General features: G+C 70.8%; 24 protein-coding genes. 14 read left to right on the top strand and 10 right to left on the bottom strand.

The window, feature by feature from the left end:
* Nucleotides 1-117: 117 nt before the first annotated feature.
* Nucleotides 118-381 (bottom strand): WhiB family transcriptional regulator, encoded by a 264-nt coding sequence (locus AB0I94_RS40120; RefSeq protein WP_016642094.1) that lies wholly within the window; start codon nucleotides 379-381, stop codon nucleotides 118-120.
* A gap of 702 nt (nucleotides 382-1083) precedes the next feature.
* Here AB0I94_RS40120 and AB0I94_RS40125 point away from each other — a divergent pair.
* Genes AB0I94_RS40125 through AB0I94_RS40135 form a run of 3 tightly spaced genes read left to right on the top strand, consistent with a single transcriptional unit; the run spans nucleotide 1084 to nucleotide 3924 of the window.
* Nucleotides 1084-1599 carry a cysteine dioxygenase family protein gene (locus AB0I94_RS40125; protein ID WP_363314753.1) on the top strand — a complete coding sequence of 172 codons (516 nt, stop codon included), beginning with the start codon at nucleotides 1084-1086 and terminating at the stop codon, nucleotides 1597-1599.
* 34 nt (nucleotides 1600-1633) lie between these two features.
* Entirely contained in the window at nucleotides 1634-2590 is a 957-nt protein-coding gene (gene cofD / locus AB0I94_RS40130) for a 2-phospho-L-lactate transferase (protein WP_363314754.1), read from the top strand.
* Nucleotides 2587-3924, top strand: a complete 1338-nt coding sequence (locus AB0I94_RS40135; RefSeq protein WP_363314755.1) for a coenzyme F420-0:L-glutamate ligase — start codon at nucleotides 2587-2589, stop codon at nucleotides 3922-3924. The genes cofD and AB0I94_RS40135 overlap by 4 nt, the downstream gene beginning before the upstream one ends.
* Before the next feature lie 357 nt (nucleotides 3925-4281).
* Here AB0I94_RS40135 and AB0I94_RS40140 read toward each other — a convergent pair whose 3' ends face one another.
* From AB0I94_RS40140 to AB0I94_RS40150, 3 genes are all read right to left on the bottom strand, one after another.
* Nucleotides 4282-5301, bottom strand: a complete 1020-nt coding sequence (locus tag AB0I94_RS40140) for a DNA-3-methyladenine glycosylase 2 family protein (RefSeq protein ID WP_363314756.1) — start codon at nucleotides 5299-5301, stop codon at nucleotides 4282-4284.
* A gap of 153 nt (nucleotides 5302-5454) precedes the next feature.
* Complete coding sequence (locus tag AB0I94_RS40145; RefSeq protein WP_363314757.1) at nucleotides 5455-6537, bottom strand: NDP-sugar synthase; 1083 nt, start codon at nucleotides 6535-6537, stop codon at nucleotides 5455-5457.
* 162 nt (nucleotides 6538-6699) lie between these two features.
* Nucleotides 6700-8073, bottom strand: a complete 1374-nt coding sequence (locus AB0I94_RS40150) for a peptidoglycan recognition protein (RefSeq protein WP_363314758.1) — start codon at nucleotides 8071-8073, stop codon at nucleotides 6700-6702.
* Nucleotides 8074-8210: 137 nt separating this feature from the next.
* On the opposite strand from AB0I94_RS40150, the gene AB0I94_RS40155 reads away from it, so the two are divergent.
* The 4 genes from AB0I94_RS40155 to AB0I94_RS40170 all read left to right on the top strand — a co-directional run bounded on the left by AB0I94_RS40155 (nucleotide 8211) and on the right by AB0I94_RS40170 (nucleotide 14021).
* Complete coding sequence (locus tag AB0I94_RS40155) at nucleotides 8211-8966, top strand: TIGR03089 family protein (protein WP_363314759.1); 756 nt, start codon at nucleotides 8211-8213, stop codon at nucleotides 8964-8966.
* Nucleotides 8967-9106: 140 nt separating this feature from the next.
* Complete coding sequence (locus tag AB0I94_RS40160; protein WP_363314760.1) at nucleotides 9107-10339, top strand: LCP family protein; 1233 nt, start codon at nucleotides 9107-9109, stop codon at nucleotides 10337-10339.
* Between the two features lie 227 nt (nucleotides 10340-10566).
* Nucleotides 10567-12297: an LCP family protein gene (locus AB0I94_RS40165; RefSeq protein ID WP_363314761.1), complete on the top strand. Its 1731-nt coding sequence runs from the start codon at nucleotides 10567-10569 to the stop codon at nucleotides 12295-12297.
* A 74-nt stretch (nucleotides 12298-12371) separates the two neighbouring features.
* Nucleotides 12372-14021, top strand: coding sequence for an LCP family protein (locus AB0I94_RS40170; RefSeq protein WP_363314762.1), 1650 nt, complete (start codon nucleotides 12372-12374; stop codon nucleotides 14019-14021).
* Between the two features lie 60 nt (nucleotides 14022-14081).
* Here AB0I94_RS40170 and AB0I94_RS40175 read toward each other — a convergent pair whose 3' ends face one another.
* Nucleotides 14082-15122: a glycosyltransferase family 2 protein gene (locus AB0I94_RS40175; RefSeq protein ID WP_363314763.1), complete on the bottom strand. Its 1041-nt coding sequence runs from the start codon at nucleotides 15120-15122 to the stop codon at nucleotides 14082-14084.
* Between the two features lie 72 nt (nucleotides 15123-15194).
* Here AB0I94_RS40175 and AB0I94_RS40180 point away from each other — a divergent pair, with 72 nt between their 5' ends.
* Entirely contained in the window at nucleotides 15195-16778 is a 1584-nt protein-coding gene (locus AB0I94_RS40180; RefSeq protein ID WP_363314764.1) for an LCP family protein, read from the top strand.
* Between the two features lie 63 nt (nucleotides 16779-16841).
* Here AB0I94_RS40180 and AB0I94_RS40185 read toward each other — a convergent pair whose 3' ends face one another.
* Nucleotides 16842-17390, bottom strand: a complete 549-nt coding sequence (locus AB0I94_RS40185) for an acyl-CoA thioesterase (protein ID WP_363314765.1) — start codon at nucleotides 17388-17390, stop codon at nucleotides 16842-16844.
* 129 nt (nucleotides 17391-17519) lie between these two features.
* On the opposite strand from AB0I94_RS40185, the gene AB0I94_RS40190 reads away from it, so the two are divergent.
* Both AB0I94_RS40190 and AB0I94_RS40195 read left to right on the top strand, forming a co-directional pair.
* Nucleotides 17520-18860: an LCP family protein gene (locus AB0I94_RS40190; RefSeq protein WP_363314766.1), complete on the top strand. Its 1341-nt coding sequence runs from the start codon at nucleotides 17520-17522 to the stop codon at nucleotides 18858-18860.
* Nucleotides 18861-19022: 162 nt separating this feature from the next.
* Nucleotides 19023-20210: a dipeptidase gene (locus AB0I94_RS40195; protein WP_363314767.1), complete on the top strand. Its 1188-nt coding sequence runs from the start codon at nucleotides 19023-19025 to the stop codon at nucleotides 20208-20210.
* A 2-nt stretch (nucleotides 20211-20212) separates the two neighbouring features.
* On the opposite strand, the gene AB0I94_RS40200 is transcribed toward AB0I94_RS40195, so the two are convergent.
* Both AB0I94_RS40200 and AB0I94_RS40205 read right to left on the bottom strand, forming a co-directional pair.
* Nucleotides 20213-20620 (bottom strand): VOC family protein, encoded by a 408-nt coding sequence (locus AB0I94_RS40200; protein WP_363314768.1) that lies wholly within the window; start codon nucleotides 20618-20620, stop codon nucleotides 20213-20215.
* Between the two features lie 68 nt (nucleotides 20621-20688).
* Entirely contained in the window at nucleotides 20689-21057 is a 369-nt protein-coding gene (locus tag AB0I94_RS40205; RefSeq protein ID WP_363314769.1) for a VOC family protein, read from the bottom strand.
* A gap of 85 nt (nucleotides 21058-21142) precedes the next feature.
* Here AB0I94_RS40205 and AB0I94_RS40210 point away from each other — a divergent pair, with 85 nt between their 5' ends.
* Nucleotides 21143-21667, top strand: a complete 525-nt coding sequence (locus AB0I94_RS40210) for a CGNR zinc finger domain-containing protein (protein ID WP_363314770.1) — start codon at nucleotides 21143-21145, stop codon at nucleotides 21665-21667.
* A 36-nt stretch (nucleotides 21668-21703) separates the two neighbouring features.
* Here AB0I94_RS40210 and AB0I94_RS40215 read toward each other — a convergent pair whose 3' ends face one another.
* A complete protein-coding gene (locus AB0I94_RS40215; protein WP_363314771.1) occupies nucleotides 21704-23047 on the bottom strand; it encodes a UDP-glucose/GDP-mannose dehydrogenase family protein in 1344 nt (447 codons plus the stop codon).
* 213 nt (nucleotides 23048-23260) lie between these two features.
* Between AB0I94_RS40215 and AB0I94_RS40220 the strand changes: the two genes are divergently transcribed.
* Nucleotides 23261-24418 carry an acyl-CoA dehydrogenase gene (locus AB0I94_RS40220; protein WP_363314772.1) on the top strand — a complete coding sequence of 386 codons (1158 nt, stop codon included), beginning with the start codon at nucleotides 23261-23263 and terminating at the stop codon, nucleotides 24416-24418.
* A gap of 126 nt (nucleotides 24419-24544) precedes the next feature.
* Here the strand turns inward: AB0I94_RS40220 and AB0I94_RS40225 are convergent, their stop codons facing one another.
* On the bottom strand, nucleotides 24545-24994 hold the full coding sequence (locus tag AB0I94_RS40225) for a MarR family transcriptional regulator (protein WP_363314773.1): 450 nt from the start codon (nucleotides 24992-24994) through the stop codon (nucleotides 24545-24547).
* Between the two features lie 105 nt (nucleotides 24995-25099).
* On the opposite strand from AB0I94_RS40225, the gene AB0I94_RS40230 reads away from it, so the two are divergent.
* Both AB0I94_RS40230 and AB0I94_RS40235 read left to right on the top strand, forming a co-directional pair.
* Nucleotides 25100-25657: a quercetin 2,3-dioxygenase gene (locus AB0I94_RS40230; RefSeq protein ID WP_363314774.1), complete on the top strand. Its 558-nt coding sequence runs from the start codon at nucleotides 25100-25102 to the stop codon at nucleotides 25655-25657.
* The gene (locus AB0I94_RS40235; protein ID WP_363314775.1) at nucleotides 25654-26514 is read left to right on the top strand and encodes an alpha/beta hydrolase; all 861 of its coding nucleotides are present in this window, start codon (nucleotides 25654-25656) and stop codon (nucleotides 26512-26514) included. The genes AB0I94_RS40230 and AB0I94_RS40235 overlap by 4 nt, the downstream gene beginning before the upstream one ends.
* The last annotated feature ends 122 nt before the right edge of the window (nucleotides 26515-26636 follow it).

Here is a 26636-nt window from a genome sequence, read left to right on the forward strand (position 1 = left end):
AACGGCTGGCACCACAACAGCCCGCCGCCTGTGGATAACCCACGGGCAACGGGCTGTTCCTTACGTAGGGGTGTGTGCCGTTTGGTCGGGCGGAACCGGTTGGTGTCCGGCTGGTGTTCAGACGGCGGCCTTCTTCAGACGGCGGCGTTCCCGCTCCGAAAGGCCGCCCCAGATACCGAACCGCTCGTCGTTCGCCAGTGCGTACTCAAGGCATTCCGAGCGAACCTCACAGGCGAGGCAGACCTTCTTGGCCTCTCGCGTGGAGCCGCCCTTCTCGGGGAAGAAGGACTCGGGGTCGGTCTGGGCGCACAGCGCGCGCTCCTGCCAGCCGAGTTCCTCGTCCGCGTCCTCGACCAGCAGTTCCTGAACCAGCTCGGTCATGTGCGCCCCTCGTCTGTCTGTGCGTCCCCGTCGTGCTTGCCGTTACCGATTTCGGCTGAACGACACGAGTGAAATTACAAGTGTGCCGATCCGGGCCAGTCAAGCCGAGATCTGCTATTGGGCCCCTTATTCACCCTGCGGAACCAAGGTAATGCGGAAAGTGTTCAAATCGGCATAAACGTCGTCACTTGCCAGGGGCCCATCCCGAGGCGCCCCGCGACCGCCTTCACCAGGGAAGGACGTCGCGGGGATCAATCCCGTTGCGGCCGGTCCACCGAAGCGAAGGGGATCACATTCGGGTCACGGGAGTGCGCCGGGGTTTACGCGCCGGTTGATGTGTCCCCTGGTGTCCCGTGCATCTGCTGCACAAACCTTTCACCTGAGAGAACAACCGGATGAGGTGAAACATATCTCGCATAGCGGACAGAGAGTTGACAGACAAGGTGTGAGCCGCTGTTCTAGTGGGCATGCTCGCAAACTTGGCTCTCTCGACGACCCGCACCAGCGGGCTCCTCGGTGCTGCCCACGCGCGCTGTCTCTGTTCCTGTTCCAGCTGTTGAGCCGTCCCGCTTCCAGCTGTCGAGCCCGCTCCGGCGCTTCGTCGCCCGAGCCGCTTTCCCTTCTTTGGCCTTGTAGCCCCTTCTGTTCCCTCGCATTTGCTCCTAGCGACTCCTGGCACTCACGTTGAGGAACCACCGCACCATGAACAGCGACAGCGACCTCCAGATCGCCGGCGACATCCTCGAAGTCACCCACCTCCTGCAGCCCACACGCGAGCACCCGGCCACCGTGGCTGAGTTCGCCGGCCTGGCCCGCACCATCGCGGCCGACCGCGCCCAGTGGGCCCACCTCGTCGAGTACGACGCGACGAGCCGCTGGTACCACCGCCTGCGCACGGGGCCCGGTTACGAGGTCTGGCTGCTCTCCTGGGTCCCGGGACAGGGCAGCGGAACGCACGACCACGGCCGCTCCTCCGGCGTACTCACGGTCCTGGAGGGTGAACTGACGGAGCGTACGGAGCGCGGACAGCGCGCGCTCGGCGCCGGGTCCCAGCGCGTGTTCGCGCCCGGTTACGTCCACGACGTCGTCAACGACTCCCTGGAACCGGCCGTCAGCCTGCACATCTACTACCCCGGCCTGACCGACATGCCGATGCACGCGGCGCAGTGCGGCGTACGGGCCACCGCTCCGGCGGCCGGAGATGTCGTGACCGCCTGACGCGCTGTCGTACCTGCCTGACATGCTTGGCCCCATGCGCATTGTGGTCCTGGCCGGCGGTATCGGCGGCGCCCGTTTCCTCCGCGGGCTCAAGAAAGCCGCGCCTGACGCGGACATCACCGTCATCGGCAACACCGGTGACGACATCCACCTGTTCGGGCTGAAGGTCTGCCCCGACCTCGACACCGTGATGTACACCCTCGGCGGCGGCATCAACGAGGAACAGGGCTGGGGGCGTACGGACGAGACGTTCAAGGTCAAGGAAGAGCTCGCCGCGTACGGCGTCGGGCCCGAGTGGTTCGGGCTCGGTGACCGGGACTTCGCCACGCACATCGTGCGGACGCAGATGCTGGCCGCCGGGTTCCCCCTCAGCGCGGTGACACAAGCGCTGTGCGAGCGGTGGCAGCCCGGCGTGCGGCTCATCCCGATGTCGGACGACCGCGTCGAGACGCATGTCGCCGTCACGGTCGACGGCGAGCAGAAGGCCGTGCACTTCCAGGAGTACTGGGTGCGGCTGCGGGCGTCCGTGGACGCGCACGCCGTCGTGCCGGTCGGCGCGGACCAGGCCAAGCCCGCGCCCGGCGTCCTGGAGGCGATCGCCGACGCGGACGTCGTGCTCTTCCCGCCGTCCAACCCCGTGGTGAGCGTCGGGACGATCCTCGCCGTGCCGGGGATCCGCGAGGCCATCGCCGACGCGGGCGTGCCCGTCGTCGGGCTCTCCCCCATCGTCGGGGACGCGCCCGTGCGGGGCATGGCCGACAAGGTGCTCGCGGCGGTCGGCGTGGAGTCGACGGCCGCCGCGGTCGCCGAGCACTACGGAAGCGGGCTGCTCGACGGATGGCTCGTGGACACCGTGGACGCCGGGGTCGTGGAGCGGGTCGAGTCGGCGGGCATCCGGTGCCGGGCGATCCCGCTGATGATGAGCGACGTCGACGCGACCGCCGAGATGGCGCGTGCGGCACTCGCCCTCGCGGAGGAGGTGCGGGCGTGAGCGCTTCCGCGGCCGACGCGGAGGCCGGGGCTTCGCGGTCCTTCCGCGTGTGGGCCGTCCCCGGGCTGCCCGAGGTGCGGCAGGGGGACGACCTCGCCAAGCTGATCGCCGCGGCCGAGCCGGGTCTCGCCGACGGGGACGTGCTCCTCGTCACGTCGAAGATCGTCAGCAAGGCCGAGGGCCGGATCGTCGAGGCGAGCGACCGCGAGGCGGCCATCGACTCCGAGACCGTGCGGGTCGTGGCGCGGCGCGGGACCCTGCGCATCGTCGAGAACCGGCAGGGCCTGGTGATGGCCGCCGCCGGGGTCGACGCCTCCAACACGCCTGCGGGGACCGTGCTGTTGCTGCCCGAGGACGCCGACGCCTCGGCGCGTGCGGTGCGGGACGGACTGCGGGACGCCTTGGGCGTGAACGTCGGCGTCGTGGTCACGGACACCTTCGGGCGCCCTTGGCGGAACGGCCTGACCGATGTGGCCATCGGGGCGGCGGGTGTGCGGGTCCTGGAGGATCTGCGGGGCGGCGTCGACGCGTACGGCAATCCGCTGAGCGCGACGGTCGTGGCCACCGCGGACGAGCTGGCCGCCGCCGGGGATCTGGTCAAGGGGAAGGCCGGGGGGCTGCCGGTCGCTGTGGTGCGTGGGCTTTCGCATGTGGTGGCTGAGGCCGGTGAGACCGTCGAGGGGGCTCGCGCCATGGTGCGCTCCTCGCGTGACGACATGTTCCGGCTCGGGACGTCCGAGGCCGTGCGGGAAGCGGTGACGCAGCGGCGGACCGTGCGGGAGTTCACCGACGAGCCGGTGGACCCCGGGGCCGTGCGGCGGGCCGTGGCGGCCGCGGTGACCGCGCCCGCGCCGCATCACACGACGCCGTGGCGCTTCGTCCTGCTGGAGTCCGAGGAGTCGCGGGTGCGGCTGCTCGACGCGATGCGGGACGCGTGGGTCCTCGACCTGGAGCGGGACGGGAAGTCCGCGGAATCCATCGCCAAGCGGGTGCGGCGAGGAGATGTGCTGCGCAAGGCGCCCTATCTGGTGGTGCCTTGTCTGGTGATGGACGGCTCCCATACGTACGGGGACGCTCGGCGGGACGCCGCTGAGCGGGAGATGTTCGTGGTCGCGGCCGGGGCCGGGGTGCAGAACTTCCTTGTCGCGCTCGCCGGGGAGCGGCTCGGGTCCGCGTGGGTCTCGTCGACGATGTTCTGCCGGGATGTCGTACGGGACGTTCTCGGGCTTCCGCAGTCGTGGGACCCGATGGGGGCGGTGGCCGTCGGGCACGGGGCGGTCGCGCCTGGCGCTCGGGGGGCGCGGGATGGGGGGGACTTCGTGGTCGTGCGGTGAGTTGTCTCGCCCCTGGGCGTTGGGCCGGGGGGTGCGTTTGGGCTCGGGGTCTTGATGCGGCTGCCGGTCCGTTGTGGTTGCTCGCGCCGTTCCTCGCGCCCCTTACCGGGCCGCTGCGGGTTTGTGGGGGCTTGTCGCGCCGTTCCTCGCGCCCCTTACGGGGCCGCTGCGGGTCCTCGTGGTTGCTCGCGCCGTTCCTCGCGCCCCTTACCGGGCCGCTGCGGGTTTGTGGGGGCTTGTCGCGCCGTTCCCCGCGCCCCTTACCGGGCCGCTGCCGGCCCGTTGTGGTTGCTCGCGCCGTTCCTTGCGCCCCTTGCGGGGGCGCTGTCCGTCCGTTCTGGGTGCTCCGCTGGTGGGCTACAGCAGGGCGATGTCCGTTTTGGGCATCTTTGGTTTTCTGCGGGGTGGGGTGTGGCCGCTCAGGAGGATCAGGCGGGCCGCCCTGTGGCGTTGGCCCTCGTAGGGGGCCAGGAGGCGCAGCATCTCCTCGTCGTCCGCCGTGCGGTTGTCCGCCAGCGCGTAGCCGATGATCCCCGGCAGGTGGAGGTCGCCCACCGTGACCGCGTCCGGGGCGCCGTTGCTGCGCTGGATCGTCTCCGCCGACGTCCACGGGCCGATGCCCGGGATCAGTTCCAGGCGGGCCTGGGCCTTGAGCGGAGGCATCTTCGCCGCCTCCTCCAGGCGTGCGGCCACTCGCGCCGCTCGCAGGATCGTCGACGCGCGCTTGTTGTCCACGCCTGCCTTGTGCCACTCCCAGGACGGGATCAGGGTCCAGGTCCTCGGATCCGGCATGACGTGCATGCGGAGCTGGGCGGGGACCGGGCCGGGAGCCGGTACGCCGTACTTGCGGACCAGGAGGCGCCACGCGCGGTACGCCTCGTCCGTCGTGACCTTCTGTTCCAGGATCGACGGGATCAGGGACTCCAGGACCAGGCCCGTGCGGATCAGGCGGAGGCCGGGCCTGCGGTGCGCTGTCGCCGCCAGGAGGCGGTGGCGGGGGGTGAAGTCCTCCGGGGTGTCCGACGCGCCGAGGAGCTGCGGGAGTTGGTCCAGGAGCCAGGTGGCGCCCTCGCCCCACGCTTCCGCCTCCACCGTGCCGCCGCGCGTGGCGACCCTGAGCGTGCCGGGGCCCTCCGGAGTCCGGCTCGCGCGCCAGGCCGAGCCGTCGGGGGTCACGCGGAAGGTGGGGTCCGCGGGCCCCCTGCGCAGGGGGCCCACCGTCAGACCCAGGTTCAGGGGGTAGGGCGGGGTCCAGGTGCGGGTTCTGGCGGCCTGGCGGGGCGTGCTGCCGCGGCCCGTGCCCTGGGGGATCGCCGTTTCGCCGCCGCGCACCGTGGTGCGGGTGGGGGTGGTGCGGGGGGCGAAACGGGATGACATCTGTACGAGGGTAGGGGCTTTTTTCGGCCCTCGATCCCGCACTCTCCCGACTGTGACACTTTGCGGCTCCGCCGCGAGCCGCCGGCGCAGGCCTTGGCCGCCGGCATCACCGACTCCGCCGAGTCCGCCCTCGAACGCCGGACCGGCCGAGAATCACTGGTCCGACGAGAACCGCACCGCCCTCGCCGGCAGCACGGCCCCGCACCACACCCGTACGCCGTCGCGCAGTTCGTTGTCGGCGCCGACGTCCGCGCCGTCGCCGATCACCGCGCCCGCGAGGACCGTGCGTGCGCCCACCCTCGCGCCCGCGCCGATCAGTGAGTCCGTGACGACCGCGTTCGGTTCGATGACCGCGCCCGCGAGGACCGTGCTGCCGTCCACGCGTGCGCCCTCGCCGATCACCGCGTGCTCGCCGACCACCGTGCCGCCGGTGAGCTTCGCGTCCGGGGCGACCGTGGCGGTGGGCAGGACCAGGCGGTCGCCGCAGCGGCCCGGGATCGCCGGGGACGGGGCGCGGCCGAGCACCAGGTCGGCGGAGCCGCGTACGAAGGCCTGGGGCGTGCCCAGGTCCAGCCAGTACGTCGAGTCGACCATGCCTTGGAGGTGGGCCCCGGAGGCGAGCAGATCGGGGAACGTCTCGCGTTCGACCGACACCGGGCGGCCCGCCGGGATCGTGTCGATGACCGAGCGGCGGAAGACGTACGCCCCCGCGTTGATCTGGTCGGTGACGATCTCCTCGGGCGTCTGCGGCTTCTCCAGGAAGGCCTGCACCCTGCCCGTCGCGTCGGTCGGCACGAGGCCGTACGCGCGGGGGTCGTCGACCTTCGTGAGGTGCAGGGAGACATCTGCTCCCGACTCCTCGTGGGTCGCGACCAGGGCACGGATGTCCAGGCCCGTGAGGATGTCGCCGTTGAAGATCAGGACCGGCTCGTCGGGCCCTGAGCGCAGGCGCGATGCCACGTTGCGGATCGCGCCGCCCGTGCCGAGGGGCTCGGTCTCCGTGACGTACTCGATGTGGAGGCCGAGGGCCGAGCCGTCCCCGAAGTACGGCTCGAAGACCTCGGCGAGGTAGGAGGTCGCCAGGACGATGTGGTCCACGCCCGCCGCGCGGGCCCGCGCCAGCTGATGGGTGAGGAACGGGACGCCCGCCGCCGGAACCATCGGCTTGGGTGTGTGCACCGTGAGCGGACGAAGCCGGGTGCCCTTGCCGCCGACCAGGAGGATCGCTTCTGTCACCTGTCGTCTCTGCTTCCTGCTGGGGCCGGCCGAACTTGAGTCGCGGCCGGCCAGTGTATGCAGATGGCTTTGCAGATAGTGCAGTGCGCTGTGCGGGTCGTGCGCTGTGCGGGTCGTGCGGTGTGCGGGTCGTGCGGTGTGCTTCGTGGTACGGGAGCGGTCTCAGCGGCCCTGGTAGCGGGCCGAGTCGGCACGGGCCTTGCCCAGCTTCTGGTACAGGCGACTACCGGGGCATTCCGTGGCGAAACCGTCACGGTGCCCGGAGATCACATGGAGCCGGACGTTGCGGCCTTTCTTGTAGAGGTTCCCTCCCCCGGACCTCAGGTATGTCTTTCCACGCGGGTTCGCGCCGTACAGGCCGAGCTTCCACGCGGTCAGCCGGGCGATGGCCTTCACGGAGGCCGCGGGCGGGCTGGAGGACCCGAAGCTACCGAGGACGGCGATGCCCATGCTGTTGCTGTTGAAACCGCGAGTGTGGGCCCCGAGGACGGGCTTGGCCACACCTCCGGCACGTCCTTCGTAGATGTTTCCGCACTTGTCGACCGCGAAGTTGTAGCCGATGTCACGCCAGCCGCTGCTCTTGACGTGGTAGCGGTAGATGCTCCGCAGCAGGGAGCTCGCCTGCGAGCAGCGGTAGTTGTTGCCGGACGCGCTGTGGTGCACGAAGGCGGCCTTCACGGTCTTCGTGTACGCGAAATTCCTCTCGCGGATCTTTTCGTTCGCGCCCCAGCCCTTGCGCGTGATGATCCGCGGTCGCGGCCCCACGTAGGGCTTGCCCTTCCCCGCAGCCTCGTCCGCGCGGCCGGGGGCGGCGATGAGGGCGGCCTCCGTCTCCTTCTTGCCGAGCTCCGGGATGACGGCGGCGCCGAGCGGGGCGAGGTCCGCGTTGACCGCGGACGCGGCGGCGGCCTCGGCGGTCAGGGCCGGGGAGCGGGGGCCTTCGGGCGTCGTGCCCTGCGGGGGCGGCTCGGCGCCCGGGTCGACGAGTTCGAGACGCAGGCCCCTCGGCAGGGCCTGCCCCGCGGAGGGCTGTGCGGCGCCGCGGTGCTGTTCCGCCTCACCCCGCACGCGGATCTCCACCCCGTCCGAGTCGCCGACCCACAGCGGTGCGGTGGAGCCGCGGACCCGGCCCGATACCCGCTCCGGATCGTCCGGATCGGCGGCGTGTTCGTGGTTGTGTGTCTCCACGGGCTGCCAGCCGGACCAGACGCCGGTGCCGCTCGCCCGGGTGCGGACCTGGACGCTGCCGTGCAGTTCGTCGTCCGGGTCGTCCCAGACGACGCCTACCAGGGAGAAGGGGCGGACCTCCCGCTGGAGCAGGCCCTGTTCGCCGGCCGCGCCGCCTGCCGAGCGGTCGGAGCCGAGTGGGACGAGCGGGAGTGACTGGGTAGTGCCCGGCACCGATTCCGCGGAGGGCACGGCGGGTGACTGAGCGGCCGGGGCCGCGGCACGGGCGCCGGACGACGGCAGGGTCAGGGGAAGGGCCAGGGCGACCGCGCACGTGACCCCGATCGAGGAAGCTAGAAATCCACGCATACGACTGATAGTTGGCACAGACGGACAAATATGTCCATTGGGGAATTGACGGCCCGTCGACTGCTGTCCGCCGAACCGGTGGCCGCCGCTCCACCGCCACGCCCGGGGCGACGCGGCACGCGCGTACCCTTGCGCCCGTGAACGCCACCGACCGCACCCCTGCCGACCTGCTGCGATCCGCGCTCGCCGCGGACCCGGGCCGCCCCCTCATCACCTTCTACGACGACGCCACGGGCGAGCGCGTCGAATTGTCCGTGGCCACCTTCGCCAATTGGGTGGCCAAGACCGCCAATCTGCTCCAGGACGACCTCGCCGCCCAGCCCGGCGACCGGCTCGCGCTGCTGCTGCCCGCGCACTGGCAGACGGCGGTCTGGCTGCTCGCCTGCTCGTCCGTCGGCGTCGTCGCCGACGTGGGCGGCGACCCCGCGGGCGCCGACCTCGTCGTCAGCGGCCCCGACTCGCTGGACGCGGCGCGGGCCTGCTCCGGGGAGCGGGTCGCGCTCGCGCTCCGGCCGCTCGGCGGGCGCTTCCCGCAGACCCCCGAGGGCTTCGTGGACTACGCGGTCGAGGTACCGAGCCAGGGCGACCGCTTCACGCCGTACGCGCCCGTGGACCCGGACGAGCCCGCCGTCGCCGTCGGCGGGGCCGGTGAGCTGACGGGCGCGGAGCTGGTGGAGCGGGCTCGCGCCGACGCGGCCGCGCTGGGGCTCGCGCCCGGCTCGCGGCTCCTGTCGGGGCTGTCGTACGACACCTGGGAGGGCGTCAGCTCCGGTCTGTACGCCCCGCTCGCGGCGGGCGGCTCCGTGGTGCTCTGCCGCCACCTCGACCAGCTCGCCGACGCGGGTCTGGCGAAGCGGATCGAGGACGAGCGGGTCACGGCCACCGCCAAGTGACCCACCCCGCGCCGGCCGCGCCCTCCCCTCCCCCGTTCGGCCCACGGGCGCCCCTGGCCCGCAGGCCACCGGCGTCACGCCGGTCCATGGTCGTAGGAGCGCACCATGCACCGACGTCGCGATGAGGGGTGGCCGTACACGTGTCCGACACCGCAGGCATGCCCGCCGGACCGGAGCGCCCGGACGCGGACGGCGGTCGGCCTGACCCGCCGGCCACGTACGCGCCCGGCACGGGCTCCAGCCCCACGGGTGAGGGCATTGCCCGGCGCAGGCGGCGCTGGCTGCGCTGGACGGCCATGGGCGCCGCCGGTCTTGTCCTGGTGGCCGGGGGTGTGGGCTGGGCGGCCTACAACAAGCTCGACGGCAACATCACCAAGGACACCGACGCCGCGGCGGAGCTGGCACGTTACGAGAAGGAGCGCCCGACGCCGCTGGCGCACGGCGCGCAGAACGTCCTGCTGATCGGCTCCGACACCCGGGCGGGGCGGGGCAACAAGAAGTACGGCCGGGACCGGGGCACCCAGCGTTCGGACACCACGATCCTGCTGCACCTCGCGGCCGACCGGCAGAGCGCGACCGCGGTCTCGATCCCGCGGGACGTGATGGTGGACCTGCCCAGCTGCCGCATGGCCGACGGCTCTCGGACACGGGCCCAATTCGCCCAGTTCAACTGGGCGTTCCAGTTCGGCGGGACGGCCTGCACCATTCGTACGGTCGAGAAGATGACGAAGATCCGCGTCGACCACCACATGGTCGTCGACTTCGCCGGGTTCAAGGACATGGTCGAGGCGGTCGACGGCGTACGGGTCTGCCTGCGGGAGCCGATCAACGACAAGGCCGCACATCTGAAGCTCCCCGCGGGCCGGCACACCCTCGACGGCGAGCAGGCGCTCGGTTACGTGCGGGCCCGCAAGAGCATCGGAGACGGCAGCGACACCGACCGGATGGACCGCCAGCAGCAGTTTCTCGCGGCGCTCGTCAACAAGGTGCAGAGCAATGACGTCCTGCTCAATCCGGCGAAGCTCTATCCGGTTCTCGACGCGGCGACTTCCTCGCTGACGACGGACCCGGCTCTCGCGAGTTTGCGTGGTTTGTACGAACTGGTGCGCGGCATGCGCAACATCCCCACAGAACAGGTGCAGTTCCTCACGGTGCCCCGGCGGTCGTATGTCTACGACGCCAATCGGGATGAACTCGTCGAGCCCGCGGCGGACGAACTCTTCACGCGACTCCGAACGGACGCACCCCTCCAAGTGACACGCGAGGAGCCCGGACCGGACCCCCGCGGCGAGCAGGCGGCCGACCCTTCCCGCACGCCGAGCCCCGCCCCCACTTTCCGCGGCAACACGGCCGCCGGAACGACCTGCGAGTAAACACATCCTCAAGCGCAAGACCGCCCGCACAAAGAAATGGGGCGGATTGCCCAGTTGTAGGGGAGTGGAATTTGTCACCGGCGTCGTTCGACGCCGAACTGGGCGGATAGTGTGAGCGATCCGGTGCGCAGGGCCCTTCGCGGCCGCGCACCACTGGACGACAGACCGAGCGCCTTTCTTGAGGGGGGAATGGCGCCGCGTGGCCCCGACGGAGGACGCAGACAACCGTGGACGCGCAAGGCCGTGGGCGGGCGGAGAACATCGACCCCGCAGACCAGTGGGTACTCAACCCGAACACCGGCGATTACGAACTGCGACTGAGCCCTTCCACAGGGCAATCTCCAGTGCCTGGACCCCGCAGAGCACCGCGGTCCTCGCCCCGCCAGGGAACGCGCGGCCGCGATGGCCGACGCGACGAGCGCCGTGACGAGCAGCGCGATGTGCCGCCGCAGCGCAGGCGGCGGGCTCCGCAGCCGGAAGCGGCGGGCGGGCGGCGCAAGCAGAAGCCGAAGAAGTCCAAGAGCAAGAAGATCCTGATGTGGACGGGCGGCTCGCTCGCCCTCGTCCTGGTCGCGGTGGGTGCTACCGCGTACTTCTGGTACGAGCACCTCAACGACAACATCAACTCGATCGCGGACGACGGCGCGAGCACCGGCGGCTTCAGCAAGGACCGCGCCATCAACATCCTGGTGATGGGCACGGACAAGCGCAGCGGCGAGGGCAACGAGAAGTACGGCGACAAGGGGAGCGTCGGCCACGCCGACACGACGATCCTGCTGCACGTCTCGAAGGACCGCACGAACGCCACCGCGTTGAGCATCCCGCGCGACATGATCACGGACATTCCGGACTGCCCGACCACGATGAAGGACGGCAGCAAGAAGACGATCACCGGCACGAAGGGCGCTCGCTTCAACGAGAGCCTCGGGCAGAAAGACCGCACGCCGAGCTGCACCATGCGTACGGTCACGAAGATCACCGGGATCGTGCCGGACCACTTCATGGTGGCCGACTTCAACGCGGTCAAGACGCTCTCCAGCGCGGTCGGCGGCGTCGACGTCTGTCTGGCCAAGGACATCGACGACCCGGACTCGCATCTGAAGCTGCCCGCGGGCAAGCACACCATCGAGGGCGAGGACGCGCTGGCGTTCGTCCGTACGCGCCACTCCGTGGGGACCGGCGGCGACTTGAGCCGCATCGAGCTGCAACAGCAGTTCCTCAGCTCGCTGATGCGCAAGCTCAAGTCCAACGACACGCTGACCAGCCCGTCGAAGATGATAAAGCTGGCCGAAGCGGGCACCGAGGCGCTCACGGTCGACTCCACGATCGCGGACATCATGAAACTCCGTGACCTGGGCATGGAGCTCGGCAAGCTCGACATGAAGAACCTCAGCTTCGCGACCGTGCCCGTGGTCGACAACCCGGCGGAGAAGGTCCACACGACCGTCGTCGTGAACGAGGCCAAGGCCGACCCGCTGTTCGCCATGATGCGCGCGGACGAGTCGCTGACCGCGGTGAAGAAGAAGGAAAAGAAGGAGAAGGCAGCGGTCGCCGCCCGTCTCAAGGGCAAGAAGTCCGACGCCTCCGAGGTACGGGTCAACATCTACAACGGCAGCGGCAAGACCGGCGCCGCTCAGGCAACTCTCACGTACTTGCAGAACACTGAGGGCATGTCCAAAGCCAGCCAGCTCGGCAACGCGCCGTCCGTCCTCAAGAAGACGACGCTGGAGTACGCCCCCGACCAGGCCGATCAGGCCCGGCGGCTCGCCGACGTCATGGGGCTTTCCGGTTCCGCGATGAAGCCCGGCAAGAGCGAGAAGAACTCGCAGGGGCTCCCCGCCATCAAGCTGACGCTCGGCGGCGACTTCAAGGGGGCCGGAGTGCCGATCAGCACCCCGTCGAAGGCGCCGGAGGGCATTCAGAAGGTCGAAGCGGACAAGACTGTGTGCGCCAAGTGACCTGGGGCGGCCATTCTGCGTCTGACTGGGCGCAGGATGGCCGTATTTCGGGGTAGCGCGGGGAGGGGCAGGGGATGGGGAAAAGCAGCGTGCGTGGGGAGGGGGCGCGAGAACGCGCCCCGCACGCCAGTGATCATGGCCTGGAAGGAGGCCCGTCGCACGAGGGAGGGGAGCCCTCGGCGGACGGCGGGCACCGCAGGCGTGGCCGTGAGGGCGGCCGTGGGGGCGGCGGCCGGGCCCCGCGTCCGAGGCGTCGGATACTGCGCTGGTCGGCGACGATCCTGTCGGTGCTGATCCTCGGCACGGCCGGCGCCGGATATCTCTGGTACCAGCACCTGAACGACAACCTGGAGACCGACGACCTGACCCTCGGCGAGCACCGGGCCCCCGAGCCCACGCCGAACGCTGCGGGCCAGACCCCGCTGAACATCCTCCTGATCGGTTCGGACGCGCGGGACTCCAAGGAGAACCAGAAGCTCGGCGGCGCCAAGGAGACCTTCGGGGGCACCCCGCTCGCCGACGTCCAGATGCTGCTGCACCTGTCGGCCGACCGCACGAACATGTCGGTCATCAGCATGCCGCGCGACACGTTGCTGTCCATTCCCAAGTGCACCGATCCGGACGACGGGAAGGTCTACGAGGCGTCGACGCAGCGGACGATGACGAACCAGACGCTCGGCCGCGGCGGCCCCGGCTGCACGGTCGCCACCTGGGAGAAGCTCACCAACATCCACATCGACCACTTCATGGAGGTGGACTTCGCGGGTGTGGTCTCCATGGCCGACGCCATCGGCGGCGTACCGGTCTGTGTGGACGCCAACATCCACTCGCGCGACAGCCAGGGCCACGGCTCGGGCCTGAAGCTCAAGAAGGGCACCACGGCCGTCAAGGGCGAGCAGGCCCTGCAGTGGCTGCGCACCCGCTACGGCTTCGACGGCGGCACCGACATCAGCCGCGCCAAGGCCCAGCACATGTACATGAACTCACTCGTGCGCGAGCTGCGGAACAACGCCAATCTGAGCAGCCCGAACAAGCTGCGCAGGCTCGCCGAGACGGCCACCAGCGCGCTCAAGGTCGACGACGGCCTCGGCAGCGTGAAGAAGCTCTACGACCTCAGCAACGAGCTCAAGAAGGTCTCGCCGGAGCGGACGACGATGACGACCATGCCGTACGAGTACGTGGGCGCTCGCGTCATCCCCAAGCCGGGCGACGCCGAACAGCTCTTCCGCCTCGTGCGCGACGACATCTCACTGGACGGCAAGGGCAAGAAGAAGCCCGCCGGGGAGAAGGTCTCGGACGACCCGGCGGCCGAGGACGGCGAGATCGCCGTGCAGGTGCAGAACGGCACCCGCACGGATGTCGAGCCGCCGGTCACCGGCCGCGCGAACACGGTCACGCAGCTCCTCGCCGGGAAGGGCTTCACCAAGGCGGCGGCCGACACGACGACGGCTCTCACGCAGGACAAGACCGTCGTCAAGTTCCCGAGCGCCGAGCTGGAGGGCGACGCCCAGAGGATCGCCAAGTCCCTCGGCATGAAGCTGAGTTCGGTGAAGAAGTCGACGGACGTCTCCGGGGTCACCCTGGTCGTCGGCGCCGACTGGCGGGAGGGAAACGCACCTCCCAAGTCGAAGCAGAACGACAAGACGCCGGACTCGGCCGAGGCGCTCAACGGCTCGGACAAGAAGGCGTGCATGCACGTGGACCCGGCGTTCACCTGGAAGTGAGAAACGGACCCGGCCCACCACTGGGTGGGCCGGGTCCGTACGGCTGTGCTCGGTGCCGCCTCAGGCCTCGCTGAGTACCGCCGGACGCCGGGAGGCGATGACCCTCTTGGCGAGGGAGCGCGGGCTGGTCAGAAAGCCCCAGCCCCACGACATGTGCATGGTCGCGAGGGCCACCGGGATCTGGAGGCGCGCCTTCAGCGGCAGCCCCTTGCCCGCGGGAAGTGACCCGGCCGTGATCGCCGCGAGGTAGCCCGCGGGGACGACGAAGCCCCAGGGCGTGACCAGGGCGCCCACGACGACACCCGCCGCTATCGCGCAGACGGCAGTCGGCGGCGCGAGGTAACGCAGGTTGATGGAGCCCTCGTGGTACCGGGCGACGACGTGCCGCCAGCGGCCGTAGTCCTTGTACTGCTTGGCGAGGGCCTTCACGCTCGGCCGCGGGCGGTAGCGCACCTTCAGCTCGGGCGAGAACCAGATCAGGCCGCCCGCCTCGCGGATGCGGAAGTTCAGCTCCCAGTCCTGGGCGCGGATGAACTCCTCGTTGTAGCCGCCCTGCTGTTCGAGGGCTTCGCGGCGGAAGACGCCGAGGTAGACGGTCTCCGCCTGCTGGGCCTCACCGCCGGTGTGGAAGGCCGCGTTGCCCACGCCGATCTTCGACGTCATGGCGGCGGCGACCGCGTGCTCCCAGTCGTTCTCGCCCTCGGCGTGCATGATGCCGCCGACGTTCTGCGCGCCGGTCTCCTCAAGGAGGCGTACGGCGGTCGCGATGTAGCCGGGCGACAGGATGCCGTGGCCGTCCACACGCACCACGATCGGGTGGCTGGAGGCCTTGATGGCGGCGTTCAGGGCGGCGGGCGTGCGTCCCGTGGGGTTCGGGACGGTCTGCACCCTCGCGCGGTGGCCCGCGGTCTCGGCGACCAGTTCGGCGGCGATCTCGTCCGTGCGGTCCGTGGAGGGGCCAAGGGCGACGACGACCTCCATCTCACCGTCGTACTCCTGCTCGAGGATCGCGGAGACGGCAGCACGCAGATGCCGTTCCTCGTTGAGCACCGGCATGATCACGGATACGGCAGGAAGCTGCTCGTCAGGCGTCGCGTTCATCGGCGCCACGTTACCGCGAACGGGGGACACGGGCGCGCGCCGCCCGGCCTGCTGCCCCGGGTCGCAGATCGTATGGGCCTACGGTTCTCGCATCCCCAGGCCCCGCACGACTCCCTCCACCTACCCGTCCGGCCCAGGCCCGTCACCGCGGAGGTGTCCCCCCACGTGCCCACACCGCCCCGCCGCTACCCCACCCCGCCACCGCGTGGACAGCGTCCGCCTCGTGCGAGGCAGCCGGCGCAGCAGCCCGCGGGGCGACCGGTCAAGCAGCGCAGGCGACCGCGGTGGGTCAAGCGGGCGGCGACGGGGTTCTCCGTGACGGTGCTCGCGGCGGCCGGGATCGGGCACGGCGTCGTCACCAGTCTCGACACCGAGATCGCACGGGTGGACGCCTTCAAGGACATGAAGAACCGGCCCAAGGGGGGCAACGGCATGAACGTCCTGCTCGTCGGCACCGACGGCCGGGACAAGATCACCAAGGTGGAGAAGGACAAGTACCGCCTCGGCGGAGCTCCCTGTCACTGCACGGACACGGTCATGATCGTGCACATCTCGGAGGACCGGGACCGCGCCAGCGTCGTGAGCCTGCCCCGGGACAGCTACGCCGAGATGCCCGAGCACGTCGACCGGAACTCCGGTGACCGGCACAAGGCGCACCCGGTCAAGCTGAACGCGGCGTACGCGGAGGGCGGCCCCAACCTCACCGTGCGGACCGTCGAGCACATGACGAAGGTCAAGATCGACCACTATCTGGAGGTCGACTTCACCAGCTTCATGAAGACCGTGGACGTGCTCGGCGGCGTCGAGATCTGCACGTCGCGCCCGCTTCAGGACTCGTACACCGGGCTCAACCTGCCCGTCGGCACGCACCGGCTGAACGGCGGCGCGGCGCTGCAGTACGTCCGCACGCGGCACGTCGACGGCTCGTCGGACCTGGGGCGGATGAAGCGCCAGCAGCGGTTCCTCGCGGCACTGATCTCGAAGGCGACCAGCAGCGGGGTGCTGCTCAACCCGCTGAAGTTCCGGGACGTGTCCAGGACGCTGCTCGGCTCGGTCCGGGCCGACAAGGGCTTCGGCACGAACGAGATGCTCGCCCTGGGCAGAGCGATGCGCGGCTTCTCGCCGAAGTCGTCCGAGTTCACCACCGTGCCGCTGCGCAGCGAGGGCGTACAGGTGCCGGGCATCGGGTCGACGCTGAAGTGGGACCCGGTCAGGTCCGCGAAGCTCTTCCAGGCGCTGCGCGACGACCGTCCCCTCGCCGCGCACAACCTCGGGCGCAAGGCCATCGTCGACGTGTCACCGCAGCAGATCCGGGTGCAGGTCGACAACGCCGCGGGCGTGCCGGGCCTGGGCAAGCGGGTCGACAACGCTCTGCGGGCCACCGGCTTCCGGACGTCACGGGTCCCGGGCAATGTGCCCGGCATGCTGCTGAAGCGCACGATCGTCGCGTACGACCCGCGCTGGGACCGCTCGGCGAAGTCTCTGGCCACGGCCCTGCCCGGCTGCCAGATGCGGGCGGTGAGGGGGCAGGGCGCGACCCTGAAGGTGCTCGCGGGCCAGGACTTCAAGCAGGTCAGGCCGGTGGGGGCGGAGGACGCCTACCAGGGCGAGTTCGGCGCGGTGACCGGTGACCAGGTGGTGTGCCAGAAGAGCTGAGGGCCCGGCGGGCATGTACGGCGTCCGCGCCGCTGAGGGCCCGGCGGGCACGTGCGTCCGCGCTCAGTCGTCGAGGCCCTCCGCGGCGCGCGCCTGCCGCAGCTCCTTGATCGCCCGGCGCCGTGCGAGTCGGTGCGTACGCCGGATCTGCGCCTCCTGATAGCGGCGGCGGTCCCGCTCAGTCTCCGGAAGGACCGGCGGCACGCCCCGCGGCTTGCCGTCCGCGTCGACGGCGGCGAAGACGAGGTAGGCCGACCCGACCTGCTGGGCGGGCGTCGACTCGTTCCAGCGCTCGGCCAGGACCCGGACGCCGACCTCCATGGAGCTGCGTCCCGTCCAGTTCACCTGCGCTTTCACATGGACGAGGTCGCCGACCCGCACCGGCTCCAGGAAGACCATCTCGTCCATGGACGCGGTGACCGCGGGCCCGCCCGAGTGCCGTCCCGCGACCGCCCCCGCGGCGTCGTCCACCAGTTTCATGATCACACCGCCGTGCACCGTGCCGAGGAGGTTGGTGTCGTTGTGGGTCATGATGTGGCTGAGAGTCGTGCGGGACGCCGAAGTCGGCTTGCCCGGAATCTCCGATTCCGTGCCAGGGGCCAGGTCTGTCATGCGCTCCACCCTATGTCGGACGTATGTCGGGCCCGCGCCCGGCCGCTTTGCATCAGCTCTGCAACAGCCCTGAACCGAAATCCCGTCTGCCCTGTGAGGCACGTAGGCAGAGACGGCAGACTGGGCCACATGAGCGATTGGCCTGACGACCAGGGCAACGGCCGCGCGTACGGCCGTGGCAGCGGGAACACCCAGCCTGAGGGTGCCCGCGTGATGCGGCATGTCCAGCGCGGCGGCCCCGGCCGTCCGGGCCGACAGCAAGGGGGCGGTGTCCCGCAGCAGCACTCGTACGACGACGGCTCCGGCCAGCGGTACGGCGACGCGCGCGACGACATGTTCGAGCCCCGCAGCTCCCGCCAGGAGAGCTACGACAGCGGCTACAACACCGGTCAGGTCTACGGCTCCCCGAACGCCGGCGGTCAGGGCGGCGGCTACCGCCAGGGCGGCGAAGGCGACGACGGGTACGGCACCCCTGCTCCCCGTCCTGCCCCGAACTGGCGCCGACGCCTCAAGATCGGCTCGATCACCCTCGTCGTCGTGCTGCTCGCGGTCTCGATCGGCACGTACTTCTGGGCCGACTCCAAGCTCAAGCGCGAGGTCGACCTCTCCAAGGTCATCGAGCGCCCCGACGGCGGCGACGGCACGAACTACCTGATCGTCGGCTCCGACAGCCGCGAGGGCATGTCCGACCAGGACAAGAAGGATCTCCACACGGGCTCCGCCGCGGGCAAGCGCACGGACTCGATGATGATCCTGCACGTCGCGGACGACGGCGGAAACACGATGATCTCGCTGCCGCGCGACTCGAACGTGACGATCCCCTCCTTCAAGGGCGCCCAGTCCGGGAAGCTCTACCCGAACCAGGGCCGCCAGACGAAGCTCAACGCGGCGTACGCGGAAGACGGCCCCGAGCTGCTCGTCCGCACCGTCGAGTACAACACCGGCCTGAGGATCGACCACTACGCCGAGATCGGTTTCGGCGGCTTCGCCAAGATCGTGGACGCGGTCGGCGGCGTCGAGATGGACATCCCCAAGGGCTTCAAGGACGAGAAGTCCGGCGCCGACTTCGAGGCGGGCAAGCAGACCCTCGACGGCAAGCAGGCTCTGGCCTTCGTCCGTACGCGCTACGCCCTGCCGGGCAGCGACCTGGACCGTACGAAGAACCAGCAGAAGTTCCTCGCGGCCCTGGCCAACCAGGCGGCGACGCCGGGCACGGTCATGAACCCGTTCAAGCTGTACCCCACGATGGGCGCGGGCCTCGACACGCTGATCGTCGACAAGGACATGGGCCTGTTCGACGTGGCGTCCATGTTCTGGGCGATGAAGGGCGTCACCGGCGGCGACGGCAAGTCCATGAACATGCCGCTCGCGGGCTCGACCGGCGGCAACCTCCTGTGGGACAAGGCCAAGGTCAAGCAGATGGTGAACCAGCTGAACAACGACGAGAAGGTCACCGTCTCGGGCGGCTGAGCCGTCTGTCGCACACACCGAAGGGGCCCCGCCGGACGATCGGCGGGGCCCTTTCGCGTGCCGCCGCCACTGCCTCGTACCCCGAACGCTTCGCCCGCCGCGAAGCCGCGGCCTGCGCGTGTCACGGTGGACCGGACCCACCCCGAAGCCTGGAGCACAGTCATGGCAGACCTGCAGGCCGAACTCGACACCGCCGCCGAAGCCGGAGAGCTGGACCGGCCGTCCGCGCGGTCCCCCGAGCCCCCGCCCATATCCGAGCCCCCACCGGCGCACGAGGCCCTACCGGCGCACGAGGCCGCGCCCGGAACGAGGACCGGGCCAGAGCCGCGGAAGCGGCAGCTCGGCCCCGAACCACCCGCGCCGGACCCGCTCCGGCTCGCCCGCGCGCTGCTCGCCGCGCACCCCGTCGCCGACGGCTGCAGCGGACTGCCCTGGGCGCTGCGCGGACTGCGCTGGTACGACCTGGAGTTGGGCGACAGCGCCGTGGAGGCCGACGTGCCCCGGCTGCGGGCGGGCGGCGTGGGCGCACAGTTCTGGTCCGTACACGTGCCGGAGAGCGTCACCGGCGACCGCGTGCTCGGCGCGACCCTCGAACAGCTCGACCTCGCCAAGCACGTCATCGCCCGGTACTCCGAGGGGCTGCGCCTGGCCCACACCGCGTCCGAGGTGGCCGACGCCCGGCACTGCGGGCGCATCGCCGCCCTGATCGGCCCGGCGCGCGGCGAGGCGATCGGTGACTCGCTCGCCACGCTGCGCGCCCTGCACACCCTCGGCCTGTGCTCGCTCACGCTTTCCGGCACGTCATGGGCGGGCCCGGAGGGTCTTACGCCGTTCGGCGAGGAAGTGGTCCGCGAGCTCAACAGGCTCGGGGTGCTCGCCGAGCTGTCCGGCGCCTCCGAGGCCACGGCACGCCAGGTCCTCACCATCTCCAGGGCGCCGGCCTTGTTCACCCGCTCGGGGGCCCGCGCGCTGCGGGACGCCCCGGGGAACCTCCCGGACGACCTGCTCGCCGCGGTCGGCGCCGCCAAGGGCCTGTGTCTGGTGCCCCTGGCGGCCGAGCAGACGGGTTCCTCGATCAGCGAGGTCGCGGACCACCTCGACCACGTACGCCGCCTCGCGGGCCCGGAGTGCGTGGGCCTGTCGGGGACGTACGACACCTCGGCCCCGCACCCCGAGGGCCTGGCCGACACCTCGCGCTACCCGCATCTCGTCGCCGAGCTCATGGAGCGCGACTGGCCCGACGACGACCTCGCCCGCCTGACGTGGGGCAATGTCCAACGGGTGCTGCGTGGCGCGGACTTCGCGGCACGGGCGGCGCGGGAGCGGCTGCGGCAGCAGACGCAGGGGTGAGCTCAGTCCGCGTCGATCCGGCAGAGGCAGAAGGGATGCCCTGCCGGATCGGCGTAGACGCGGAAGTCGCGCTCGCCGTTGTCGTCGTCGATGTCGAGCGGCTTGGCGCCCAGGGCGATGACGCGTTCCTGGGCTCGCTCGACGTCCTGGACGGTCGGGCCCACGTCGATGTCGAGGTGGGCCTGCTGGGAGCCGGAGTCCACGTGTGGCCGCCAGTCGGGCGGGCGGTGGCCGGGGGCTTCCTGGAAGCAGAGGCGCAGACCGCCGGGGGCCTGGAGGGTGATCCAGTCGTCGTCCTCCTCGGCATCGCTCTCGATCTCACCGCCGATCAAGTGGCCGTAGAACTCGGCGAGTTGGTAGGGGTCCTGGCAGTCGAGCACGACGTTGCGCAGGCGTCCGACGGGTGCCATGGGCGTTCCTTTCTCCGTCTCCGGTCTCCGGTCTCCGCCAAGTGGAGGTGCGGCGGGCACGGGTTGGTTCAGCAGGCGCAGAGACAGAACGGGTGCCCAGCAGGGTCGGCGTACACGCGGAAGCTCCGCTCGCGGTCCTCGGCGTCCAGCGCGGTGGCGCCGAGCGCGAGCACCTCCTTCTCGACGGCGTCCAGCCGCGCCCGCTCCACGTCGAGGTCCAGATGGAACTGCTGCGAGTGCGTGGCTTCCGGCCACTGCGGCGGCACGTGGCCGGGGGCGGCCTGGAACGCGAGCGGTGTGCCGCCGTGACCTTCGAGGGTCACCCAGCCGTCCCCGTCGGACTTGGGGGTGCCGCCGAGTACGGCCGCGTAGAAGGTGGCGAGCGCGAGGGGGTCGGGACAGTCGAGTACGACGACGCCGAGTTTTGCGAGGGGCATGGCTTCTCCTCGGTTGGTTACCGGTAGGTGAGTTCTAGCAGTAACGGTTACTGCATACTCCCGCATTGGCGGTAACGTCGCAAGCATGAATGACAGAGCACCTGCTCCCGGGGGCCTCGCGCTGATCCAGGCGCTGGTGAACACCCTGGACCTGGAGTCGGGCGCGGACGCGCTGGAAACGGCGGAGGGGTGCGCGCCGTTCTGCCTCGCGCCGGGGGCGGAGGTGGCGGCGGCGCGAGAACTGCGGGAGTCGCTGCGGGTGGCGTGCCTCGCCCATGCGGGTCACGGGCCGCACGCGGTCGCGCCGCCGCTGGATCAACTCCTCTCGGCGGCGCCCCTGTTGGTACGGGTCGACGCGGAGGACGGCTCGGCCTCGCTCGCGCCGGCCGACCCCGCACCACTGGTGTCACGGGTGGCCGCGGCCATCGCGGAGGCGGTCGCGGCAGGAACCTGGACCCGCCTCAAGGCGTGCGAAGCCCCGGACTGCCACTGGGCGTACTACGACCGGAGCCCTGCCGGGCGGAGCCGGTGGTGTGACATGGGGGTGTGCGGGGCCCGCGCCAAGATGCGGGCGTACCGGGCACGGAAGGGCGCGGCCGGGAAGGGCTGACGCCCCCGGGCCGACGCCCGTCCGCCGCGCTGCCCCTCAGGCCGACGGCCGCCCCATCGCCCGGTAAGTCCAGCCCGCCGCGCGCCACACCGTGGGGTCCAGTGCGTTGCGGCCGTCCAGGATCAGGCGTTCCGCGGTCACCTCGCCCAGCGTCGCCGGGTCCAGCTCGCGGAACTCGCGCCACTCGGTCAGGTGCAGCACGACGTCCGCGCCCCGCACCGCCTCCACGGCCGAATCCGCGTACGCCAGCGTCGGGAAGAGGCGGGCCGCGTTCGCCATTCCCTTGGGGTCGTACACCGTGACCTGGCCGCCCTGGAGGTGGATCTGCCCGGCGACGTTCAGCGCGGGCGAGTCCCTGACGTCGTCCGAGTCCGGCTTGAACGTGGCGCCGAGGACCGCGACCCGCTTGCCCAGGAAGGACCCGCCGCCCAGCGCCTCGCGCGCCATCTCCACCATCTGCCCGCGCCGCCGCATGTTGATGGAGTCGATCTCACGGAGGAAGGTCAGGGCCTGGTCCGCCCCCAGCTCGCCCGCCCGCGCCATGAACGCCCGGATGTCCTTCGGCAGGCAGCCACCGCCGAACCCGATACCGGCCCGCAGGAACTTCTTGCCGATCCGGTCGTCGTACCCGAGCGCCTCGGCCAGCTTCACGACGTCACCGCCGGCGGCCTCGCACACCTCGGCCATCGCGTTGATGAACGAGATCTTCGTGGCGAGGAAGGAGTTGGCCGCGGTCTTCACGAGCTCGGAGGTCGGGAAGTCCGTCACGACGAAGGGTGAACCCTCGCCCACCGGACCCGCGTACACCTCGCGCAGGAGCTTCTCGGCGTGCGCGCTGCGTACGCCGACGACGATGCGGTCCGGGTGCAGCGTGTCCTTGACGGCCAAGCCCTCCCGCAGGAACTCCGGGTTCCAGGCCAGCTCGGCCTCCGCGCCCACCGGCGCGTTCGCGGCCAGCTCGCGCGCGAGGCGGTCCGCGGAGCCGACCGGCACGGTCGACTTGCCGACGACCAGCGCGGGGCGCGTCAGATGCGCGGCGAGCTGAGCGAAGGCGCTGTCGACGTAGCTCATGTCGCAGGCGTACTCGCCGTGCTTCTGCGGGGTGTTCACGCAGACGAAGTGGACGTCGCCGAAGGCCGCGACCTCGGCGAAGTCCATGGTGAAGCGCAGCCGCCCGCTGGAGCCCTCGATCCCGGCGACGTGCTTGCGCAGCAGTTCCTCCAGGCCGGGCTCGTACATCGGGACCTCGCCCCGCTGCAGCATCTCGATCTTCTCGGGCACGACGTCGAGGCCGAGCACCTCGAAACCGAGCTCGGCCATGGCCGCGGCGTGCGTCGCACCGAGGTAGCCGGTGCCGATCACAGTGATCTTGAGGGCCATGCGGTGCTCCAGGGGTCTACGGCCGTCAGTGCGGTGCCCGAGCATAGTCGGGCCCTTGACCGGGAACATTTCCGCCATCGCGGTCGGCTGCACCGAGGGCCCGCCGGAGGGCTCGCCACCCGCTGTCGGCAAGCTCACGTATCCCTCGCCGGTGCCGCCCTCTAAAATTCGGGTTACTTAACGGTAATTAGCATCCTTGGAGCGTGAGAGACCTTGGCCGGATCGGCTGATTTCGACCTGTACCGCCCGTCCGAGGAGCACGACATGCTCCGCGACGCGATCCGTTCGCTCTCCGAGGCGAAGATCGCGCCCTTCGCCGCCGCGGTGGACGAGGAGGCCCGCTTCCCGCAGGAGGCGCTCGACGCCCTCGTCTCCTCCGACCTGCACGCCGTGCACGTACCGGAGAACTACGGCGGCACGGGCGCCGACGCGCTCGCCACGGTCATCGTGATCGAGGAGGTGGCGCGTGTCTGTGCCTCGTCCTCCCTCATCCCGGCCGTGAACAAGCTGGGCTCCCTCCCCGTGATCCTCTCCGGGTCCGAGGAGCTGAAGAAGAAGTACATGACGCCGCTCGCCAAGGGCGAGGGCATGTTCTCGTACTGCCTCTCCGAGCCGGACGCCGGTTCGGACGCGGCGGGCATGAAGACGAAGGCCGTCCGCGACGGGGACTCCTGGGTCCTCAACGGCGTGAAGCGCTGGATCACGAACGCGGGCGTCTCCGAGTACTACACGGTGATGGCCGTGACCGACCCGACCAAGCGCTCGAAGGGCATCTCCGCCTTCGTCGTCGAGAAGTCGGACGAAGGCGTCTCCTTCGGCGCCCCGGAGAGGAAGCTCGGCATCAAGGGTTCGCCGACCCGCGAGGTCTACTTCGACAACGTTCGCATCCCCGCGGACCGCATGATCGGCGAGGAGGGCACGGGCTTCGCCACCGCGATGAAGACCCTGGACCACACCCGCATCACGATCGCGGCCCAGGCGCTCGGCATCGCGCAGGGCGCCCTCGACTACGCCAAGGGATACGTCCAGGAGCGCAAGCAGTTCGGGAAGCCGATCGGCGACTTCCAGGGCGTGCAGTTCATGCTCGCGGACATGGCCATGAAGATCGAGGCCGCGCGGCAGCTCACGTACGCCGCCGCGGCCAAGTCGGAGCGCGGCGACGCGGACCTCACCTTCCAGGGCGCGGCCGCCAAGTGCTTCGCCTCGGACGTCGCCATGGAGGTGACCACGGACGCCGTCCAGCTCCTCGGCGGCTACGGCTACACCCGTGACTACCCGGTCGAGCGGATGATGCGCGACGCGAAGATCACGCAGATTTATGAAGGCACGAACCAGGTCCAGCGGATCGTGATGGCCCGCAACCTGCCGTAGCCCGGAGCCGTATCCCGGGGCCATTTCCCGGAGCAGTAGCCCGGAGCAGTAGCCCGGAGCAGTACGCGTCGCCCTCTCCCTGACACAGGGAGAGGGCGTTCGCGTTTCCCGGGGCGGCGGGGGTGCTCAGCCCTTGGGCGGGCCGAGGACCGGCGGGCTGCCCCACGGGAGTTCCAGTGCCGCCCGCAGCGCGCGCACCGTCTGCTCGCCGATCCGGTCGGCCAGCTCCTGCTCGACGCGGCGCAGGACCCCTTCCGCCCTGCGGTGCGTGCGCTCACCCTCCGCGGTGCGCCGGATGAGCCGCTGCCGGCCCGACGAAGGGTCGGGGACCTGCTCCAGGAGGCCCGCCGCGACCAGGCCGTGCACCGCCTGGTGGGCGGTCTGCCGGGTGACGCCCATTCGGCGGGCCAGCTCGGAGACCGTCGTGCCTTCCTGGTCGAGTACGGCGAAGAGGCCCGCCTGGGTCGGCGAGACATGGATCTCCCCCGCCTCCTCCAGGGTCGCGAGGAGCGCGTCCTCGAACCAGCGCCGGGCGTCGCCGAGGAGGTGGGGGAGGTTACGGGCGGTGGCGTGCATGTCGAAAAGTTTATGGGTTCGAGGGTGGTCCCTTGCCTGCGTCGGACTCATTATGTCAGGCTACCTGACGTTCCCTGTTTCCCAGCCATCCCCGGGAGAGCCCCCATGACCATCGAGTACGCCACCCGCCACCGACGCTCCTCACGCATCCCCGCCGAGCCCGGCAAGCCCTACGTCATCGAGAAGGGCGAGGGCGACCGCGCCCATCTGTTCGGCGACCTGATCACCATCTACGCGGGCGGCGAGCAGACCGAGAACGGCTTCAACTTCTTCACCGTCGAGGGCCCCAGGGGCAACGTCATCCCGGCCCACCTGCACCCCGACACGTACGAGGTCTTCTACGTCACCCAGGGCGCCGTCCGTCTCTTCGTCGAGGACCTGGAGGGCGAGCAGATGGAGAAGCTCCTGACCCCCGGCGACTTCGGCTTCGTGCCCAAGAACTGTCCGCACGCCTACCGCATGGAGCGCCACCACAGCCAGGTCGTCGGTGTCGCCGCGGGGCCGGGCGGCACCTTCGAGCGCTTCTTCGAGAACCTCGGGGCGCCCGCCGACGCGCTCGGCCTGCCGCGCGAGCCCGTCATACCCACGCCCGACAAGTTCGCCACCGTCCCCGAGCAGTACGACGTGCGCTTCCTGCCCGAGCACCAGTGGCTCACCCGGTGAGCGACGCCGTGCGGGCCCTGATCGCCGCGCCCCACCCGGACGTCGCACCGCTGCCGGCCGCGGACCCGCGGCTCCTTCGCGGCGTCCCGTACGCCGAGGTCGAGGGCGGCCGGCCGCTGGAGCTCGACCTCTGGCTGCCGGACACCGGGAGCCGGCCCGCGCCTCTCGTGCTCTTCGTGCACGGCGGCGCATGGCGGCGGGGACGCCGTGACGACATGGGGATGCGGATCCGGCACTGGGTCCCGGGCCCCTTCGCGCGCCTCGCGGCAGCGGGCTTCGCGGTGGCCTGCGCCGACTACCGGCTCAGCGGCGAGGCCACCTTCCCCGCCCCGCTCGACGACCTGCGGGCCGCGCTGCGCTGGCTTGAGCTGCGAGCGCCGGAGCTCGGCGTCGACACCGCACGGACCGTGGTGTGGGGCGAGTCCGCGGGCGGGCACCTGGCCTCGCTCCTGGCGCTCGACCCGGCGGTCCCGGCCTCCGGAGCCGTGATCTGGTACGCCCCGAGCGACCTCACCGTCCCCTGCGGCCCGTTCGACCCCCGCAGCGCCACCACACCGGAGGCCCTGCTGCTCGGCGCGGCCCCCGCGAACGTGCCCGAGCGTGCCAGGGCGGCCAGCCCCGTCGCCCGGGTCCACCGCGACGCCCCGCCCTTCCTCGTGGTCCACGGCGAACAGGACACGATGATCCCGGTGGCGCACGGTGAGGCGCTCGCCGCACGGCTGCGGGACGCGGACGTGCCGGTGGAGCTGCGCACGGTGCCGGGCGCCGACCACGGCTGGTACGGAGCGTCCGACGAGGCGGTGGAAGAGATCTTCGCCCACTCGCTGCGTTTCGCGCGGGAGCGCGTGGGCCCCTGACCTGTGGCCCGGGGCCCGGGGACACGCGAAGGGCGGGGGCGGCCGATCGGCCCTGCCACTGGTCACACCCCCTGCCCGGCTGTCCCGTCCCAGTTGGCCACGATCACCAATACCCGCACAGG

Origin of the sequence: Streptomyces sp. NPDC050147, assembly GCF_040660195.1 — a bacterium.
Lineage (GTDB): Bacteria > Actinomycetota > Actinomycetes > Streptomycetales > Streptomycetaceae > Streptomyces.